At 72.9% G+C, this 18,226-nt stretch carries 20 protein-coding genes; 11 read left to right on the top strand and 9 right to left on the bottom strand.

Going from position 1 to position 18,226, the window contains the following annotated elements; genetic code table 11:
* Nucleotides 1–34: 34 nt before the first annotated feature.
* The 6 genes from B9S64_RS01235 to B9S64_RS01210 all read right to left on the bottom strand — a co-directional run bounded on the left by B9S64_RS01235 (nucleotide 35) and on the right by B9S64_RS01210 (nucleotide 6,173).
* Nucleotides 35–2,092 carry an alpha-galactosidase gene (locus B9S64_RS01235; protein WP_258037786.1) on the bottom strand — a complete coding sequence of 686 codons (2,058 nt, stop codon included), beginning with the start codon at nucleotides 2,090–2,092 and terminating at the stop codon, nucleotides 35–37.
* Between the two features lie 141 nt (nucleotides 2,093–2,233).
* Nucleotides 2,234–3,262, bottom strand: coding sequence for a bile acid:sodium symporter family protein (locus B9S64_RS01230; protein ID WP_103490352.1), 1,029 nt, complete (start codon nucleotides 3,260–3,262; stop codon nucleotides 2,234–2,236).
* Nucleotides 3,263–3,439: 177 nt separating this feature from the next.
* Entirely contained in the window at nucleotides 3,440–3,667 is a 228-nt protein-coding gene (locus B9S64_RS01225) for a ferredoxin (protein ID WP_109491939.1), read from the bottom strand.
* Complete coding sequence (locus B9S64_RS01220; protein WP_103491493.1) at nucleotides 3,664–4,857, bottom strand: cytochrome P450; 1,194 nt, start codon at nucleotides 4,855–4,857, stop codon at nucleotides 3,664–3,666. Before B9S64_RS01220 ends, B9S64_RS01225 begins: the two co-directional genes overlap by 4 nt.
* Nucleotides 4,858–4,961: 104 nt before the next feature.
* Nucleotides 4,962–5,777, bottom strand: coding sequence for an SAM-dependent methyltransferase (locus tag B9S64_RS01215; protein WP_103491494.1), 816 nt, complete (start codon nucleotides 5,775–5,777; stop codon nucleotides 4,962–4,964).
* Nucleotides 5,778–5,912: 135 nt separating this feature from the next.
* The gene (locus B9S64_RS01210; RefSeq protein WP_028441813.1) at nucleotides 5,913–6,173 is read right to left on the bottom strand and encodes a DUF5133 domain-containing protein; all 261 of its coding nucleotides are present in this window, start codon (nucleotides 6,171–6,173) and stop codon (nucleotides 5,913–5,915) included.
* A gap of 396 nt (nucleotides 6,174–6,569) precedes the next feature.
* Between B9S64_RS01210 and B9S64_RS01205 the strand changes: the two genes are divergently transcribed.
* The 5 genes from B9S64_RS01205 (at nucleotide 6,570) to dhaL (ending at nucleotide 11,643) form a co-directional block, all read left to right on the top strand.
* The gene (locus tag B9S64_RS01205; RefSeq protein ID WP_093530691.1) at nucleotides 6,570–7,136 is read left to right on the top strand and encodes a PadR family transcriptional regulator; all 567 of its coding nucleotides are present in this window, start codon (nucleotides 6,570–6,572) and stop codon (nucleotides 7,134–7,136) included.
* Between the two features lie 52 nt (nucleotides 7,137–7,188).
* Entirely contained in the window at nucleotides 7,189–8,907 is a 1,719-nt protein-coding gene (locus tag B9S64_RS01200; RefSeq protein ID WP_103491495.1) for an acyl-CoA dehydrogenase, read from the top strand.
* Between the two features lie 122 nt (nucleotides 8,908–9,029).
* Nucleotides 9,030–9,755 (top strand): DUF998 domain-containing protein, encoded by a 726-nt coding sequence (locus B9S64_RS01195; RefSeq protein WP_103491496.1) that lies wholly within the window; start codon nucleotides 9,030–9,032, stop codon nucleotides 9,753–9,755.
* A gap of 171 nt (nucleotides 9,756–9,926) precedes the next feature.
* The gene (locus B9S64_RS01190; RefSeq protein ID WP_103491497.1) at nucleotides 9,927–10,925 is read left to right on the top strand and encodes a dihydroxyacetone kinase subunit DhaK; all 999 of its coding nucleotides are present in this window, start codon (nucleotides 9,927–9,929) and stop codon (nucleotides 10,923–10,925) included.
* Between the two features lie 55 nt (nucleotides 10,926–10,980).
* On the top strand, nucleotides 10,981–11,643 hold the full coding sequence (gene dhaL, locus B9S64_RS01185) for a dihydroxyacetone kinase subunit DhaL (RefSeq protein ID WP_103491498.1): 663 nt from the start codon (nucleotides 10,981–10,983) through the stop codon (nucleotides 11,641–11,643).
* A 57-nt stretch (nucleotides 11,644–11,700) separates the two neighbouring features.
* On the opposite strand, the gene B9S64_RS01180 is transcribed toward dhaL, so the two are convergent.
* On the bottom strand, nucleotides 11,701–12,381 hold the full coding sequence (locus tag B9S64_RS01180; protein WP_103491499.1) for an HAD family phosphatase: 681 nt from the start codon (nucleotides 12,379–12,381) through the stop codon (nucleotides 11,701–11,703).
* A 565-nt stretch (nucleotides 12,382–12,946) separates the two neighbouring features.
* Between B9S64_RS01180 and B9S64_RS01175 the strand changes: the two genes are divergently transcribed.
* Complete coding sequence (locus B9S64_RS01175; RefSeq protein WP_181012309.1) at nucleotides 12,947–13,615, top strand: ScbR family autoregulator-binding transcription factor; 669 nt, start codon at nucleotides 12,947–12,949, stop codon at nucleotides 13,613–13,615.
* A 159-nt stretch (nucleotides 13,616–13,774) separates the two neighbouring features.
* On the opposite strand, the gene B9S64_RS01170 is transcribed toward B9S64_RS01175, so the two are convergent.
* Nucleotides 13,775–14,197, bottom strand: coding sequence for an ATP-binding protein (locus B9S64_RS01170; RefSeq protein WP_103491501.1), 423 nt, complete (start codon nucleotides 14,195–14,197; stop codon nucleotides 13,775–13,777).
* A gap of 296 nt (nucleotides 14,198–14,493) precedes the next feature.
* On the opposite strand from B9S64_RS01170, the gene B9S64_RS01165 reads away from it, so the two are divergent.
* Nucleotides 14,494–14,811, top strand: a complete 318-nt coding sequence (locus B9S64_RS01165; RefSeq protein WP_103491502.1) for a hypothetical protein — start codon at nucleotides 14,494–14,496, stop codon at nucleotides 14,809–14,811.
* Between the two features lie 76 nt (nucleotides 14,812–14,887).
* Nucleotides 14,888–15,838 (top strand): polyphosphate kinase 2, encoded by a 951-nt coding sequence (gene ppk2 / locus B9S64_RS01160; RefSeq protein ID WP_103491503.1) that lies wholly within the window; start codon nucleotides 14,888–14,890, stop codon nucleotides 15,836–15,838.
* Nucleotides 15,839–15,878: 40 nt separating this feature from the next.
* Here ppk2 and B9S64_RS01155 read toward each other — a convergent pair whose 3' ends face one another.
* On the bottom strand, nucleotides 15,879–16,307 hold the full coding sequence (locus tag B9S64_RS01155) for a pyridoxamine 5'-phosphate oxidase family protein (RefSeq protein WP_103491504.1): 429 nt from the start codon (nucleotides 16,305–16,307) through the stop codon (nucleotides 15,879–15,881).
* Between the two features lie 98 nt (nucleotides 16,308–16,405).
* Here B9S64_RS01155 and B9S64_RS01150 point away from each other — a divergent pair, with 98 nt between their 5' ends.
* From B9S64_RS01150 to B9S64_RS01140, 3 genes are all read left to right on the top strand, one after another.
* On the top strand, nucleotides 16,406–16,987 hold the full coding sequence (locus tag B9S64_RS01150; RefSeq protein WP_103491505.1) for a hypothetical protein: 582 nt from the start codon (nucleotides 16,406–16,408) through the stop codon (nucleotides 16,985–16,987).
* Entirely contained in the window at nucleotides 16,984–17,484 is a 501-nt protein-coding gene (locus B9S64_RS01145) for a DUF3618 domain-containing protein (RefSeq protein ID WP_103491506.1), read from the top strand. Before B9S64_RS01150 ends, B9S64_RS01145 begins: the two co-directional genes overlap by 4 nt.
* 146 nt (nucleotides 17,485–17,630) lie before the next feature.
* Nucleotides 17,631–18,200: a TetR/AcrR family transcriptional regulator gene (locus B9S64_RS01140; RefSeq protein ID WP_103491507.1), complete on the top strand. Its 570-nt coding sequence runs from the start codon at nucleotides 17,631–17,633 to the stop codon at nucleotides 18,198–18,200.
* Nucleotides 18,201–18,226 lie beyond the last annotated feature (26 nt).

The following is an 18,226-nucleotide window of genomic DNA, read 5'->3' as shown; positions in this document are numbered from 1 at the left end:
CCCGTACCACCGGCAGGACCGTCCGGGCACGCGGTCAGGGCTCCAGGACCAGGTGGACGAGGGCGCTGGCCCAGTCGCCGGGCGGCAGCTCGACGTCCAGCCCGTACCCCTCCAGCACGGCCCCGTGGTGCACGGCGCCGGTACGCGTGTCGCGGTAGCGCGCCCCAGGGGTGAGGCCCCGCAACCGGACCGGACGCCGGGGCGTGCCGTGTCGGGGGACGCACCGCCAGAGGAGCAGCACCGTCTCGCCGCCGTCCGGGGCGGCGTACTGCACGACGGTGGTCTCCTCGCTCCCGGGGCCGGCGAGCCGGTGCAGCGTCCCCCGCTGCACCAGGTGGCGCACCGCCTTGTACTCGGCGACGAGCGCGGCGGCCTCCTCCATCTCCCGCTCGGACCAGGTGTGGAGATCGCCGCCCACGGCCAGCAGCCCGGCCATGGCGACATGGAACCGGAAGCGCAACGGGACCGACCGGCCGGTGAGCTGGTTGGGCACGTCGGTGACCCAGGCGCCCATCACCCGGGGCGGGTAGATCTGACCGAAGCCGTGCTGGATCGTGATCCGGTCCATGGCGTCGGTGTTGTCCGAGGTCCACACCTGGTCCGTGCGGGCCAGGATGCCGAGGTCCACACGGCCGCCGCCCCCGCTGCACGACTCGACGCGCAGCCCGGGGTGGCGGGCCCGGAGCCGGTCGAGGATGTCGTAGAGGTGGTGCGTGTACCGCGTCCACAGGAGGTCGTGGCCGTCCTCCTCGCCGGGCCAGCCCGCCTCGCTGAAGGCGCGGTTCATGTCCCACTTCAGGAAGTCGACGCGGTACTCGGTGACCAGACGGTCGAGCCAGCCGTACGTGAACTCCGCGACGTCCGGCCGCGCCAGGTTGAGCACCAGCTGGTTGCGCAGTTCGGTGCGGTCCCGGCCGGGGATGTGCAGGACCCAGTCGGGGTGGGCGCGGTACAGGTCGCTGTCCGGGTTGACCATCTCCGGCTCGACCCAGAGGCCGAACCGCATGCCCAGCCGGCGTACCTCGGCGGCCAGCGGTCCCAGGCCGTCGGGGAAGCGGTCCGGGGACGGGGTCCAGTCGCCGAGTCCGGCGCGGTCGCTGCGCCGGCCGCCGAACCAGCCGTCGTCCAGGACGTAGAGTTCGACGCCCAGCCGCGCGGCGCGGGCGGCGAGGGCCTTCTGACCCGCCTCGTCGACGTCGAAGCCGGTCGCCTCCCACGAGTTGTACAGCACGGGGGCCGTCTCGTCGCCGTGCGGCAGGACGTGGCTGCGGATGTGCTCGTGCCAGGCGCGTCCGGCGCCGCCGAAGCCGCCCTCGCTGAACAGTCCGGAGAACACCGGCGAGACGAACTCCTCGCCCGGCCGCAGCGGAAGCGCCGTCCCGTCGTGTCCGGCCCCGCCGGTGAAGCCGGCCCTGCCGTCGTGCGTGTGCTGCGCGGTGATGCGCCAGGTGCCGCTCCAGGCCAGTGCCGCGCTCCACACCCGGCCCCGGTCCTCCGTGGTGTCGCCGTCGTCGAGCATCACCCAGGGGTTGGCGTGGTGGCTGGTCGAACCCCGGCGGCTGGTCAGGACGGTCTCGCCGTGGGGGAGCGGTTCCCTGTGCAGCCGGCTCTCCGCGGACCACCGGCCGGTGACATGGCTGAGGCGGTAGCCGGGCAGCGCGGGCAGCGTCCACGCGGCGGAGTCCGCGCGCAGCAGGCGCACGGGGGTGTCGCCGTCGTTGCGCACGGTGACGCGGCGTTCGATGACGTCGCTGTCCTCCCTGACGCGGTAGTGCAGGACGACCCGCAGCGGATGGACCTGGTCCCGGAAGGTGAGTTCGAGGTCGTGCGTGCCCGGCTCCGGCCGGTGGACCCGGTGGTGCTCGGGCCGCCACGCGAAGGCGCGGGACCCGTCGGCGTACCGGACCTGGAGCGAGGGCGGTCCGTAGCGGGTACCGCCGTCCACCGGGAGTTCCTCGCCCACCCCCGTCGTGCCCTCGAAGCTGTCGGTGGGTCCGGGGAGCGGGGTGGCCAGCCCTTTCGCCTCGGCCGGGGTCAGCCGGGGCCCCCAGGCCACATGGCGGGGAGCCCCGGTCTCGTCCACCCGGAGCACGTACGAGGTGTGGGGCGTGGACAGCAGCCAGAGGCCGGTGCCGGGGTCGTGGGAGATCAGGGTCGGGTCCTCACTCAGGCGTGGCGGTGCGATCGGTCTCCCTACCCAAACCGCGCCGTGACGGCCTGTCAATTCCCGGCCTCAGACCTCCTCGGCGGGGGCGCGCGGGGGAGTGGCGGTGGCGGGGCGGGTACCGGCCGCTTCGCCCTGGTCGCGCCGGGAGCTGTGCGACATCCAGGCCGCGACCAGGGCGCCCGAGACGTTGTGCCACACGGAGAACACGGCCGCGGGCAGGGCGGCCAGCGGGCTGAAGTGGGCCGTCGCCAGGGAGGCGGCGAGCCCGGAGTTCTGCATGCCGACCTCGAACGCCATGGCCCGGCTCGCCGGGCGCCCGAGCCCGGTGACCTTGCCCGCTCCGTACCCGAGGGCGAGCCCGAGACCGTTGTGCAGCACGACGGCGAGCAGCACGCTGAAGGCCGCCCCCTTGATGGCGTCGGCGCTGCCCGCCACCACGGCGCAGACGATCGCGGCCACGGCCAGCGACGACAGCCACGGCATCACGCCCAGTACCCGGTCGACGAACCGGCCCGCGAACAGCCGCACCAGCAGACCGCCGATCACCGGGAGCAGCACGGTCTTGAGGATGTCCGCCATCATGGAACCGGCGTCCACCGGCAGGTACGCGCCGGCCAGCAGCAGCGTCAGCGGCGGGGTCACCAGCGGCGCGAGCACGGTCGAGACGGTGGCCACGGAGACCGACAGCGCCACATCGCCGCGGGCCAGGAACGTCACCACGTTCGAGGCCGTGCCGCTCGGGGCGCAGCCGACCAGGATCACACCGGCGGCCAGCTGCGGGGGCAGCCCGAGCGCGTGGGCGATGATCCAGCCGAGGCCCGGCATGATCACGTAATGGGCGACCAGTCCGATGGCCACGGCCCACGGGCGCCGCGCCACCCCCTTGAAGTCGAGCGGGGTCATCGTCAGTCCCATGCAGAACATGACGACGCCGAGCAGATAGGGCACCGACTCCGTCCAGCCCGCGAACGCCCCCGGCGTCAGGAGACCGGCCGCGCCCGCCAGCAGCACGAGGACGGGGAACACGGTGACGGCCAGCCTCGCCGCCCTGTCGTCGGATCCTGGCTGGTGTGGGGCTTTCTGTTCGGTTCGCACAGGCGCGATGAGACGCCCGGGGGCCGGGGCGCCGCAAACGCGTCTCGATATGTGGTCACTACATGCAATACCGGCCGGTCCGGGTCCCAGGAGGCCGCCCGGCGTCCGGACGTGCCGCGGCCCCACCACCCGCGCACCCCGCCCGTCGCGCCGCGGCGCGGCCGGCCGACCGCCCGCTCAGGGGCGCGGGCCGATCAACCGCCCGCCCTCGCGCACCAGGATCGCCGCCGCGGGGCACGAGTCCGCGGCGTCCAGGGCGCGTTCGTCCGGGGTGATCCGGTCGCGCAGCGGTGCCGCCCGGCCCTCGTCGTCCAGTCGGTACAGCTCGGGCGCGAGGCCCGCGCACATGCCTGACCCCATGCACAGACCCCGGTCCACCTCGGTCGTCCAGGACACCGCCCTCACCACCCCACCGGCATCTCGCGCGGCCCCCGTACGAGCATCTCGCTCTTCCACTCCACGTCGCCCGCCAGCCGCAGGCCCGGGAAGCGCGTGAGCAGGGCCCCCAGCGCCTCCTGGAGCTCCAGCCGGGCCAGCGGCGCGCCGAGACAGTGGTGCACCCCGTGGCCGAAGCCCAGGTGCTGCACGCCGGTGCGGGTGACGTCGAGCCGTCCCGGCGCGTCGAACTTCAGCGCGTCGCGGTTGGCCGCGCCGACCGCGACCAGCACCGGCTCACCGGCCCGCACCAGGGTCCCGCCGACCCGCACGTCCTCGGTGGCGTACCGGGGGAAGCCGGCGCCGCTGCCCAGGGGCACGAACCGCAGAAGCTCCTCGACGGCCCCACGGACCAGGTCCGGGCGCTCCCTCAGCAGCGCCATCTGGTCCGGGTGGCCGAGCAGGGCGTACACGAAGTTGGGGATCTGCGTGGCGGTCGTCTCGTGGCCCGCGACGAGGATCCCGACACAGAGGTCGATCAGTTCGAGCTCGCTGAGCCGGTCACCGGTGTCGCGGGCCTCGATCAGCCCGGTCATCAGATCGGGCCGGGGCCGGCGCCGGTGCTCCTCGACCAGCCCGGCCATGTAGGCGCGCAGCTCCTCCCGGCTGCGCAGGAACTCCTCGGCCGTCAGCGAGCTCGTGGACAGCGCCGCGTCGCTCCACACCCGGAACTTCGGCCGGTCCTCCTCCGGCACACCGAGCATGCGGCAGATCACGGCGACCGGGATCGGCAGCGCGTAGTGCTCCACCAGGTCGGCCGGCGCGCCCAGAGCTTCCATCTCGTCCAGCAGGTCCCGCGTCAGCTCCCGTACCCACGAGCGCAGCTTCTCCACCTGGTGCACGGTGAACGCCTTGGCCACCAGGGTGCGCAGCCGGGTGTGCCCCGGTGGGTCCATGCTCAGGATCCCGCTGTCCCGGCTGCCCTCCGACTGGCGCGGCTCGTCGTGCCGCAGTGCCTCCGCCCGGCTGAAGCGGCGGTCACCGAGGACCAGCCGCGCGTCGGCGTACCGGGTGGCCAGCCAGGCCGGCTCACCGTAGGCAAGCCGGACCCGTAACAGACCGGGTCGCTCCAGGGCCTCCTGGTACGCCTCCGACAGCCCCAGCCCCGCCGGTTCGTTGAACGGGTAGGGCAGGGGCGCCTGCTCGGCCGTGGTCGTCATCGTGTGACCTCCAGTCACTCGGCGGACCCACCGAGCATCACCACCGGCCGCGGGCACGGTCAACAGCGCCTTGTCGGCCACCGCGCGCCCCGGCCGGTGGCGGGTCAGCCCTTGCGGGCCACCGCCACATAGCCCGCGCTGACGATGTCGTCCTGGCCGGGGACCGGGGCGCCGAGCTCCGGATGCCAGGCCTCGCCGGCCACGATGCCGGGTTCGACGATGTCGAGCCCCTCGAAGAACGCGGCGAAGCGCTCACGGGTGCGCGGGGCGAGCGTGAGCGCGTTCGCCTTGTACATCTCGTCCACCTTGCGGGCCTCTTCCGGGTGGAAGTCGGCGGTGAGGTGGGAGATCGTCAGGTAACTGCCCGGGGCCAGTACGGAGACCAGCCGGTCCACCAGTGCGTAGGCCCCGTCCTCGTCGCTCACGAAGTGCAGCAGGGCGATCAGCGACAGGCCGACCGGCTGGGTGAAGTCCAGCGTCCGGCCGGCCTGTTCGAGGATGGCGTCGACGTCCCGGGCGTCGGCCTGGACGTAGTCGACGGCGCCTTCCGGGGTGCCCTTCAGCAGGGCCGCGGCGTGCGCCAGCACGATCGGGTCGTGGTCGCAGTAGACGACCCGGGTGGTGGGCGCCGTCCGCTGCGCCACCTGGTGGAGGTTGGGCTCGGTGGGTATCCCGGTGCCGATGTCGAGGAACTGCCTGATCCCCTGTCCGGCCAGCCAGCTGGTGGCGCGGTGCATGAAGGCCCGGTTCACCTTCGCCATGACCGGCACCCCCGGCTCGACGGCCAGCATCTGCCGGCCCATCGCCTCGTCCACCGGGTAGTTGTCCTTGCCGCCCAGGAACCAGTCGTACATCCGGGCGGGATGCGGGCGGCTGGTGTCGATGCGCAGGGAGGTGCTGTCGTTCTCCGGTCCGGCCATCGCGAACTCCAGGTGTGTCGAGCCAACAGGTGATCAACTCGCCCCAGAGTAGAGGCTGTCGGCGCGCGGGCCGACAGGAGGACGCGCGTGCCGGACGGCCGGGACCGGCGGGGGTCCCGGCCGTCCGGCGGCGGCTCAGGCGGTCTGGAGGTTGTCCCCCTGCTGGGGGTCCGTGGCGCGGGGAGCCGGCCGGACCGTGGCCGGCCGGGCGAGCAGGGAGTCGGCGAGGGCGATGGCCTGCGGGACGTCCTGGGTGCCGGTGAGCACGCACAGGGTGTAGGCGGCGTCCTCGACGGCGCGGGCCGTGGCGTCGGTGGGCAGGCGGTCGTCCTCGATGCGGGCGTCGGCGTAGCGGGCGAGGGCCACGCGAAGATCCTGCGGTCTGGGGGTCAGCACAGCACGTACTCCTCGGGGTGGAGAGAAGGTCCTGGGTACCGCTTGGCGCGTACGGGGCGTCGCGCCTCGGGGGTACCGCTTCGCGCGACGGCTCGGCATGGCACGCGGTGCCACCCCTGTACCCGGTCCCGTCCGTTGTACGCCTGGAGCGGAGGAGATGGCCGATTTGCCACGCATGGGTGCGGGGTCCGTTCCGGGGGCGCGACCGCTGGTCCGCGCGCCCCTGGCGTGCGCCCCGCGTGCGCCGTGCCTCGGCCGGAAGTGTGCGGCGCCGGGTCCGCTCCGTCCGCCCTGCCGACGCGCCACCCCGCCGAGGGGCCGCGCCTCCCGCGTGAGCCGTGTCTCACCCGTCCGCGCGGCCTTGCTATGCAACGAGTTGCATAGAACGATCGGGTCATGGCCCTCGACCACGCGATCCTCGTCTCCCTGCTGGAACGGCCCGGCTCGGGCTACGAACTGGCACGGCGTTTCGAGCGGTCCATCGGCTACTTCTGGACGGCCACGCACCAGCAGATCTACCGCGTCCTCAAGCGCATGGAGGGCGACGGCCTCCTCGACGTCCGCGACGTGCCCCAGCGGGGGCGACCGGACAAGAAGGAGTACTCCGTCGCCGGACCCGGCCGCGCCGTCCTCGCCGCGTGGCTGCACGAACCGATCGAACCCGAGAGCCTGCGCCACGACCTCGCGGTGAAGATCCGGGGGGCGGCGTTCGACGACCCGGCCGCGCTGATCCACGAGGTCGAACGCCACCACCGGGTCCACGGCGACCGGCTGGCGCACTACCTCGCCGGGGAGCGGCGGGACTTCACCGGCCCCGGCGCGCCCTCCCCGCCCGACGCCGCGCGGGAGCTCCAGCACGTCGTGCTGCGCGGCGGCATCGCGTACGAGCGCATGACGATCGCCTGGCTCGACGACGTGCTCGCCACCCTCCACCGGCTCGGCCGGAACGCCCCGCCCGCCTGAGACCGGCCCTCGGCACCCCTGAACACCCACGACCTCCGGAAGGCGGACCGCCATGACCGACCCGCTGCTGTTCAACCCGCGCACCTACGACCCGGCGCACTTCGACCCCGAGACCCGCAGACTGCTGCGCGCCACCGTCGACTGGTTCGAGGCCCGTGGCAAACGCCGGCTGACCGAGGACTACCGCTCCCGCGCCTGGCTGGGCGAGTTCCTCGACTTCGCCGCCCGGGAGCGGCTGTTCGCCACCTTCCTCACCCCGTCCGCCGCCGCCCGGCGCGAGGACCAGCGGTGGGACACCGCCCGCATCGCCGCGCTCAACGAGATCCTCGGGTTCTACGGACTCGACTACTGGTACGCCTGGCAGGTGACCATCCTCGGACTCGGCCCGGTCTGGCAGAGCGACAACGCGGCCGCCCGCACCCGGGCGGCCGAACTCCTCGACCAGGGCGAGGTGTTCGCGTTCGGCCTGTCCGAGCGGACCCACGGGGCGGACATCTACTCCACCGACATGCTGCTGACCCCGGACGGCGACGGCGGCTTCCTGGCCTCCGGTTCCAAGTACTACATCGGCAACGGCAACGCCGCCGGTCTGGTCTCCGTCTTCGGCCGCCGCGCCGACGTCGAGGGCCCCGACGGGTACGTCTTCTTCGCGGCCGACAGCCGCCACCCGGCCTACCACCTGGTGAAGAACGTCGTGGACTCCTCGAAGTACGTCAGCGAGTTCCGCCTGGCCGACTACCCCGTGGGCGCCGACGACATCCTGCACACCGGGCGCGCCGCCTTCGACGCCGCCCTGAACACCGTCAACGTCGGCAAGTTCAACCTGTGCACCGCCTCGATCGGCATCTGCGAGCACGCGATGTACGAGGCCGTCACCCACGCCCACCACCGGATCCTCTACGGCCGCCCGGTGACCGCCTTCCCGCACGTACGCCGCGAACTGGCCGACGCCTACGTCCGGCTGGCGGGCATGAAGCTCTTCAGCGACCGCGCCGCCGACTACTTCCGCTCCGCCGGGCCCGAGGACCGCAGGTACCTGCTGTTCAACCCGATGACGAAGATGAAGGTGACCACGGAGGGCGAGAAGGTCATCGACCTGATGTGGGACGTCATCGCCGCCAAGGGCTTCGAGAAGGACACCTACTTCGCCCAGGCCGCCGTCGAGATCCGGAGCCTGCCCAAGCTGGAGGGCACGGTCCACGTCAACCTGGCCCTCATCCTGAAGTTCCTGCGCAACCACCTGCTCGATCCGGCCGGCTACGCACCCGTGCCGGCCCGTCTCGACGCGGCCGACGACGCCTTCCTCTTCCGCCAGGGACCCGCCCGGGGGCTGGGCTCCATCCGGTTCCACGACTGGCGCCCGGCCTTCGACGCCTACGCCGGTGTCCCCAACGTGGCCCGCTTCCGGCAGCAGGCGGACGCCCTGTGCGACCTCGTCCGCACCGCCGCCCCCGACGAGGAGCAGAGCCGCGACCTCGACCTGCTGCTCTCCGTCGGCCAGCTCTTCGCCCTGGTCGTCCACGGTCAGCTGATCCTGGAACAGGCCCACGCGACGGCCCTGGACACGGACGTGCTCGACGAACTGTTCTCCGTCCTCGTCCGCGACTTCTCCGCGCACGCCGTCGAACTGCACGGCAAGGAATCGGCCACCCCGGCCCAGCAGGACTGGGCCCTCGGCGCGGTGCGGCGCCCGGTGGCGGACGAGGCACGTGCCGCACGTGTCTGGAAGCGTGTGGAGGCGCTGGCCGGGGCGTACGAGATGGCGCCGTGATGTCCTGACACCCGGTGCCACCTCACGGGGGTGTCCGCCGGCCGGGCCCTCGATCAGGTCCGGCCCGCGCGATCCCGCGTGTGCGGCACCGGTCGCGGGCCCGCACGTCCTACCGTGAGCCGATGCGTTCCGTCCCCTGGTGGGCCCTGCTCTCGTCGGCCTGCGCACCGGTCCTCCTGGTCGGCGGCTGGACCGTCTCGGCGGTCCTCCAGGGACCCGGTTACGACCCGGGCTCCGCCACGATCAGCATCCTCGCCTCCGACGGCGCCCAGGGGTACTGGGTGATGACCTCGGCCCTGGTCGGTCTGGGCGTCTGCGATGTGGTCACGGCGTGCGGACTGCGCCCGGCGGCACGGGCGGGCCGGGTGGCGCTGGGCGGCGGTGGACTGTCGGCCATGCTGCTGGCCCTCTTTCCGGCGCCCGCCAGCGGCGGATCGCTGGACCACGGGACCGTGGTCGCGGTCGGCTTCGCCCTCCTCGCCCTGTGGCCGGTGCTGGCGGTACGGCGCCCCGGCCACGCGTGGCGCCCCGGTCGCCCGGGGCCCTCGGACCCCCCACCGGCTCCCGGCGTTCCACCGGCTCCCGGCCTCCCGTCGGCTCCCGGCCTTCCACCGGCTTCCGGCCGCGTTCCGGCGGAGGCCGCCGCGCCGTGGGGGCTGCGGCACAGGCCGTCGCTCATGGCCTCCGGGCTCATGTGGCTCGGGGGCGGCTGGTTCCTGCTCGCGCTGTTCGTCAACGACACGGCCGGGGCCGCCGAGCGCGTCGTGACATTCGCACAAGCGTTCTGGCCCTTGGTGGTCGTGCTCTCCTGCGTGCGCTGGACCGGCGGCGACGCGCAGACCGGGTGAGGCATTCGGGGCAACCGGACAATGCCTGATTACGGGCCTCTTCCGGTGGGTGGCGACGGTCCGGTACTCTCCGCGAGTTGCCGCAATCCTATGGTCACATGACCATGGAGATCTCATCCGGAGGTCGTCTCATCCGGCCGTTCCCGGCCGGGGACGGAAGGGGCGCCGCGTATGGCCAGGTACTTCGAGAACAGCGCCGACGATCTGGTCCCCGACGCGCTCACCGGCTTCGCCCGCGCGCACGCGGACCTCGTCGAGTTCGACGCCTCGGACGGATACGTCACCGCCCGGCACACCGCACCGGCGCGCCGGGTAGGACTTCTTTCCGGTGGCGGGTCGGGACACGAGCCGATGCACGCCGGGTACGTCGGAGCCGGGATGCTCGACGCCGCCTGTCCGGGGCGGGTCTTCGCCTCCCCGCACAACCGGCAGATCTACCGGGCCTCCCTGGCGGCGGCCCGGCCGGGCGGTGTGCTGCACATCGTCAAGAACTACACGGGCGACAGGATCAACTTCGGTATCGCGGCCGAACGGCTCGCGGACCGGGGCATCACCTGCGCACGGGTCCTCGTCGACGACGACCTGGCCTCGGACTCCGAGGAGATCGCCGCCGGACGGCGGGGCACGGGCGGCACGGTGCTGGTGGAGAAGATCCTGGGCGGCGCCGCCGACGCGGGGCTGGGGATCGAGGAGCTGACAGAGCTGGGCACGGCGATGGTGGGCCGGTGCCGGACGCTCGCGGCCGCCTCCGCGGCGCACCACGCCCCGGGCACCGGCGAACCGGCGTTCTCCCTGCCGGTCGGGGAACTGGAATACGGCGTGGGGATACACGGCGAACGCGCCGACCGCACACGGCCCCAGGGGGATGTGCGGGCGCTGGTCGAGGACATAACGGGAGCCCTCCTGGCCGAGCTGCGCCCGGGAGCGGACGAACCGGTCGTCGCCCTCGTCAACGGCCTGGGATCGGTCACCTCGCTGGAGCTGTACGGGATCTTCGGCGAAATGGGCCGGGTGCTCGACGCCCGGCGCGTCCGGCTCGCCCGCCATCTCGTCGGCAACTACGTCACGGCGCTCGACATGCGGGGCTTCTCCCTGACCCTGCTGGTGGCCGACCCCGCCGTGCTGGCCTTCTACGACGCGCCCGTGCACACCGCGGCGCTGCGCTGGTGAGCGGTACAGCCGCCGGGGTCCCGGCAGCCGGTGACTGGAGCAGGAGGACGAGACCATGACGACGGCCGCTTTCGACGGAACGCTGACACGGGACTGGATGCACCGCTTCGCCGATTCGGTGTACGCCACCGAGGCCGAACTGACCGCACTCGACCAGCGGGTGGGTGACGGGGACTTCGGGAACAACCTCACCGCCGGGGTCCGGGCCGCCCAGCGCCTGCTGGACGCCCAGGGAGAGGGGTCCGGTCCCTCGGCGACGCTGGGATTCATGGCCACGGCCTTCCTGGACGAGATCGGTGGTACCAGCGGGCCGCTGTTCGGCCTGCTCTTCCAGGCCCTGAGCAGGGCGGCGTCGGGGGACGGCCTCACGGCGGCCGGGCTCGCGGAGGGCGCCGAGCAGGGACTCGCGGCGATTCGCCGGGTGGGCGACGCGGCGCCCGGCGACAAGACGCTGGTCGACGCGCTGACCCCGGCCGCGGCCGCGCTCCGGGCGTCCGAGGGGACGCCTCCCGGCCGCGCCCTGGCCCGTGCGGCGGAGGCCGCCTGGCAGGGGGTGCACGACACGGCCGGGCTGTCGGCGCGCATGGGACGGGCGAGCTACCTCGGCGAACGGGTGACGGGCATTCCCGACCCCGGCGCGGTCGGTGTCGCCCTGTTCTTCGCCTCCGCGGCGGGCCCGGTGCACGCCCTGGCACCGTATCTTCCCGACGCGGTCTGACCGCCGGGCCGTGACCCGGGGCCGCCCCGGTGAGGGCCGGCCCCGGCCCGGTCCGCCTCACGCACCGATGTGGGTACGCGCCCAGGACACCAGATCGGGATCGGCGAGGCTGGAGACCCAGAGGTCGGCGGCGTCCGCGTCGGGCCCCGGAGGGCACGGGCCGGTGCCGAGGACGCGGAGACCGGCCCGCCGGGCCGACTCCATGCCGGTGAGCGAGTCCTCCACGGCGAGGGCGTCCTCCGGCGGTACACCGCAGAGGCGCGCGGCGACGCTGTAGACGTCCGGCTGGGGCTTGGGCCGCACGTTGGCGCCGGCGACCACCACATGGCCGAAGCAGCTCAGCAGCCCGGCCCGGTCCAGGCAGGACTCCACCATCTCCCGCGGGCAGTTGCTCGCGACCGCGAGCGGGCGGTGGCGGGCGGCCAGCCGGACCAGGGACGCCGCGCCCGGCATGGTGACGGGGTTCTCGTCGACCAGGGCGGTGAAGTTGTCCAGGAGCGCCTCCGACAGGTCCTCGGCCAGGTCCGGTTTTCCGGTCTCCTCCGCCATCAGGGCGCCGCACTCCACGTAGTGCACCCCCTTGGCCCGGTCGGCGAACCCCGCCGGGGGCTTGAGACCGAACGAGCGGAAGGTGACGTTGCGGGCTTCTTGCCAGTGACTTTCCGTGTCCATCAAGGTGCCGTCGCAGTCGAAGACGATGGCGGAAGGGGACCACGAGAGGATGCGATGAGCTGTCATGTGTCTGCCGTTCTCGGAAGGGGCACCGACCTGTTCGGTTCGCGGGTACGGGCCGGTGCCGGGCGGTGGGTGATCCACTCGGCTTCTGGAATGGGCGATGTCGCGTGGCCTTCTGCGGCCACATACCGATGTGGCTCCTGCGCCGGGGGCGCGCCACGACGGACGGAATCCGTCGTTTCCGGCAGAGCCCGAAACATCGTGACCGTTACGTTAATTTGACGGGCTCACGTGCCGCAATCACCAATTCGGGTGCAAAGAAACGGCCGGGTACACGGAGGCCGGCCGGGGCTCAGGCGTCCGGGGTGGCGGCCAGGCCATCCGCCGGGGCCGCAACACGCGTGCTGAACAGGTACTTTGGCCAAGTCCTGGGTGCGGTGCGGGTGGTGGGCGCGGACGCGTGGAACGGTTCCGCTCCCGGGCGCGTCACATTGTTCGATGTCGCACGCGCGCACGCACAGTCGAAGAATAATAAAATCTTCGCGCGTCGCGACCGCACCCTCCGGTGGGGAGGGTGCGGCTCATTCATGTCGTGGCGGTAGAACAAAAGAGCGAGGGTGGAACAAAGGTGCAGGACAGGGCGCGTGCGACCCGCAGAGTGCTACTGGAATCCGCAGCACATCTTTTTGTCGAACGCGGATACGCGGGCACCAGTGTCAACGATATAAGTGACCATTCGGGGCGGACGAGTGGAGCGATCTATTTCCACTACTCCAGCAAGGAGAAACTGGCACTCGCCGTCGTACGCGAGCAGTTCGCCAGCTGGCCGCAGCTCGCCGCCCCCTACGACGGCCAGGAGATCCCCCCGCTGGAGAAACTGGTCGTCCTGAGTTTCGACATCGCACGGGCCCTGAGCGAGGACATCGTGGCGCGCGCCGGGGCGCGGCTCTGGGCGGAGCGCCGCAGCATCGACGCCGCCGTGCCCACGCCGTTCGACGCCTGGGCGCTGGCCGCCACACGGCTGCTCGCGGAGGCCAGGGCGAGGGGCGAACTCGCCGACGGCATCGACCCGTCGGACACCGCCGTCACGCTCGTGTGCGCCTTCTTCGGGCTCTGCACCCTGACCGACGAGATGCGGGGCGGCCGGGACTGGGGGGCGCGGCTGGACCACTGGTGGCTGCTGGTGCTCAGGTCGCTCCAGGCGGAGCCGGACCCCGCGGGCCTGCTCGCACGGGCGCGCACCCGGACCCGGCTTCCGGCCCGGCAGGAAGAGCGCGTCCCCAGCGGGCAACGGTGAGGCGGACGGGCCGCCGTGACGGCCCGGCGGTCATCTCGTCCGTACAACTCGCCTGATTCGTGAGGGAACGAGGGCCCGTGCCCTCGCGTGCTCGTCGGCGGCTCGCCTCTTCCGTCCGCCCCACGGCAGGCGGTCGGCACCGCGAGCGGCCGCCCCGGTTCAGCCGGCGGGCTCCGCGTGGTGCACCGGAGAGGCGCCGGGCGGCACGAAGCACGCGATGACGGTCTTGCCGGACTCCTGCGGACGGGTGGACCAGCTGTCGGCCAGCGCGTCCACGATGGCCAGCCCGCGCCCGCCGGTCCGGGTGCCGTCGGCCTCCTGCGGGGCCGGCGGGGCCGGATCGCCGTCGTGGACGCTGACATGCAGACAACGGCTGTCCCAGGTCAGCACCAACTGCGCGTCGCTGTGGGCGTGTACGTGCGCGTTGGTGATCAGCTCCGACACGCTGAGCAGGATCGCGTCCACGGTCTCCGGCGCGTCCTTCGTCCAGTCCAGGGACTCCAGGTGCTCCCGCGTCCAGTGGCGGCCCGCCCGTACGCCGCGGGCCACCGGGAACGACCTGGCCCAGCCCACCGCACGCATCGACGTATCCCGTGGTCGTGTCACAGCGTCTCCCTCGCTCAACATCCAGAAGGCGGCTTCCGGGAGCCGTGCCCGGACATCGCCCCCGGGCACGGAACCCCTGGAAGGCACGGCCTCCGGGAGAGGCTCCCACGAAGCGCCTACCCGCTCGGCCCCCTGTTACGGCGCGTCCGCCCGATGCCACCCGGGGGCCGTTCCCGAGGTGGTCCGCGCGTGATTCACGCCGCGGATCGGGGGCACTCCCATGACAGGCTCGAAGCCCGGACCCCGTCCGGGCCGTCACTCCTGGAGGCCCTGTGACCACCTATGTCATCACCGTGCCCGGCACCTTCCTCCACGACGTCACGGAGGAACAGCGCTCCGGCGTGAAGCGCCGGCTGCGCCACCGGGACCCGCAGAACACCGACCTGGGCGAGGCCGAGGAGCTGGACCTGCTGACGGTCCAGGACGACAACACCTTCTCCGTCCGGCTGGAGATCGCGGCACCCGACCGGGCGCGGGCCGAGGCCGGCGCCTCACGGCTCGCCGAGTCCGCGCTGCGCGACAGCGGCCTCACGGACGAGGACGCCGTACTGGGACCGGCGGTCGTCACCGGGATCGAGAGCGACTACTGAACCCCGGGCCGGGAAGGCGGTGAGTTCTCGCCGGCGCCCGGTGGCGTGTGCTGCGTTCGGGTGACACCCTGGCCCGGTGGACCGCGACCAGGTGAGCGAGCAGCTGCTGGACGGCCTGACCGTCGACACCAGCAGGCCCGAACAGCCGATCCTGCTCGACGAGGCGGGCCGCCCGATCAAGACCTGGCGGGAGAACTACCCGTACGACCGCAAGGTCCGGCGCAAGGAGTACGAGCGGGTCAAGCGCGTCCTGCAGATCGAACTCCTCAAGCTCCAGCGGTGGACCAAGGACATCGGTGCCCGGATCGTCGTGGTGTGCGAGGGGCGCGACGCGGCCGGCAAGGGCGGCACGATCCAGCGCTTCACCGAACGCCTCAACCCGCGCGGCGCCCGCATCGTCGCCCTCGACAAGCCCACGGACCGCGAGCGCGGCCAGTGGTACTTCCAGCGCTACGTCGCCCACCTGCCGGCCCCCGGCGAACTCGTCTTCTTCGACCGCTCCTGGTACAACCGGGCCGGTGTCGAACGCGTCATGGGCTTCTGCACACCCGGGGAGTACGAGCTCTTCCTCAGGCAGTGCCCCGTCTTCGAGGAGATGCTCGTCGACGACGGCATCGTCCTGGTGAAGTTCTGGTTCTCCGTCTCGCGCGCCGAGCAGCGCACCCGCTTCGCGATCCGCCAGGTCGACCCGGTGCGCCAGTGGAAGCTCTCGCCCACGGACATCGACTCGCTGGACCGCTGGGACGACTACACCACGGCGAAGATCGACATGTTCCGTGCCACGGACACCGGCCACGCGCCGTGGACCGTGGTGAAGAGCAACGACAAGCGCCGGGCCCGCCTCGAAGCGATGCGCGGCCTGCTGGCCCGCGTCGACTACGAGGCCAAGGACCCCGACGCCGTCGGCGTACCGGACCCGCTCGTCGTGGGTCCCGCCGCCACACTCCTGGAGCCGGGCGAGGAGGACACCGCCCTCTCGCCGACCCGCCTCGCGCCCCACCGGGAAGGCCCCGGCGCGCATCCCTGAGGCCGCCCCCGGGTCCCGCGGCGGCGCGCCCGAAGCTCCGTCAGACCTGGCCGAGGTCGGTGCCGAGCCAGTGCTCGGGCCGCAGATGGACGACCACCTGCTCGCCGTGTTCCCTCCAGGCGAAGTCGGTGTACGCCTCGACCTTCTCGGCCGGCAGGTAGCGCGAGGCCATCTCCACGAGCTGGTCGCGGACGGCGGGCCGTGTCGCGACGACGGGGCCCTCCACGGAGACGTAGCGGATGGTGGGTGTCACCCGGTCGACCATCAGGCTGAACCGCCCGGCCGCGGCGATCGCCAGCGCCTTGCGTGAGTGGCGGCCCGTCATGATCCAGGCGTCGCCGCCGGGTGTGTACTGGTACCAGATCGGCACGGTGAGCGGGGCCCGGCCCTCCTGCCCGGAGGCCACGGCCAGCGCGGCGATGTGCGGCTCGGCGAGGAACTGCTCACGTTCGTGACGGGTCAGTGCCATGGACGGACTCCTTCGTGGGCTCGCTGTCGTGGTTCCGTTTCGCATTATGTCCCCCGGCGAGGACGCATCGGTGACGTCCGGCGGGGCAGGCGGGGGGCATGCAGCGAAGTGACGCACGGTCGGCCCCATCCGTATCCGGCGCGGCGCGCGCCCGTACCGCCGGCGGACGCCGCCACGGCCGCCACCGGCTCGGCGGGCACCGCAGAGGCGATTGGCACCGGCGCCTGCTCGCCTACCGCGAGGTCGAACTGGTCCGGTCGCCGTCACCGGACGGGGGCGACGCCCAGTGCCTCCTCCTGGTGCATGTCCGCAAGGTCGTCGGGCAGGTGGACTACCGGCTCTGCTCCTCGTGCGCGGAGGGCGTCATCACCGGGGTGTTCCTGGAGGAGCGCTTCCGGCGCAGCGGACTCGGGACCCGGGCGCTCTCGCACCTTCGGGTGCGGTACCCGGGCCTGGTGTGGCGCACCACCGTCGACCGGCGTCTGACGCGCGACCTGATGCGCCGGATGCGGGTCGTGCGACACAGCGGGGACGGCGGATGCCGCCACACGCCGGCGGACGGGAACCAGGTCCGCGCCGCGCGAGCGCGGCAGGACCCCGGCCGTCCGGCCCGCTCCCGGGCGGCCCTCGAAGGGACGGAGAGCGGTGTGACCGAGAACAAGGAGAGTGGACGGCGATGACGGACAAGAACGACAGGCCCGTGCCGGGCGCGGACGAACTCCGCACACGTGTGGGGGAGGCCCGTGACGCACTCGGCCGTACGGCGGAGGAGCTCGCGGGCGAGGCCGGCCCCGGAGGCCGCGCGCGGGAGAAGGCGGCCGAGCTGAAGGACCGGGCCGGGGAGAGGGCGACCGAGGCCAGGGACCGGGCGCAGGAGAGGACGGAGGAGGTGAGCCACCGTGCGAGGGAGAAGGCGGCCGAACTCAAGGACCGCGCGCGGGAGAAGACCGCCGGGGCGCAGGACCGGGCCCAGGAGGCCGTCGGACAGGCCCGGACCCGGATGACGGGAGCGGCCCGCACGCTCGGCGAGAAGGTCCAGGACCGCACGCCCGAACCCGTGCGCGAGGGCACCGGGCGCGCGCTGGAGGCCGTACGGGGCAGGCCCGGAGTACTCCTCGCCGCCGGAGCGGCCGTACTCGTCGCGGTGCTCGTGGCCCGGCGGCGCGGAACGTGCTGACGAACGAGGGCCGGGGCCGTGTTCAAGCCCGTGGCGGGCCGGCCGGGGCGCGTGGAGCTGAGCCACCGGCTCCCTTGACGGCTCTTCCATTTGCCTAAAGCCTTTAGGGAAATGCACACTGGTCTCCACCGAACAAGGGAGACGCCGTGGTGCGGGCCGGACTGACCACCGAACGAGTGGTGCGAGCGGGCGCGGAACTGGCCGACGAGGCCGGCTTCGACCAGCTGACCGTCTCCGCGCTCGCCCGCCGCCTCGACGTCAAGGTGGCGAGCCTGTACTCGCACGTCAAGAGCTCCCAGGACCTCAGGACGGGCATCGCCCTGCTCGCACTGGAGGAACTCGCCGACCGGGGCGACGCGGCCCTGGCCGGACGGGCCGGCAAGGACGCCCTGGCCGCCCTCGGCAACGTCTACCGCGACTACGCCCGCGCGCACCCCGGCCGCTACGCCGCGGCCCAGCTCCGGCTGGACCCGGCCACCGCCGCCGCGAGCGCCGGCGTCCGCCACGCCCGGATGACACGGGCGATCCTGCGGGGCTACGACCTGACCGAACCGGACCAGACCCACGCGGTCCGCCTGCTGGGCAGCGTCTTCCACGGCTACGTCACCCTGGAACTGGGCGGCGGGTTCGACCACAGCGCCCCCGACACGCAGGAGACCTGGACCCGCGTCCTGGACGCCCTCGACGCGCTGCTGCGGAACTGGCCCGCGACGTGAGACCCGCCCGCACCGGCGTCCGGGAG

The sequence above is a fragment of the Streptomyces sp. SM18 genome (assembly GCF_002910775.2).
In the GTDB taxonomy this organism is placed as follows: Bacteria; Actinomycetota; Actinomycetes; order Streptomycetales; family Streptomycetaceae; genus Streptomyces; species Streptomyces halstedii.
The sequence above is the reverse complement of the archived record's forward strand: the minus strand, read 5'-3'. Positions and strand labels throughout refer to the sequence as shown.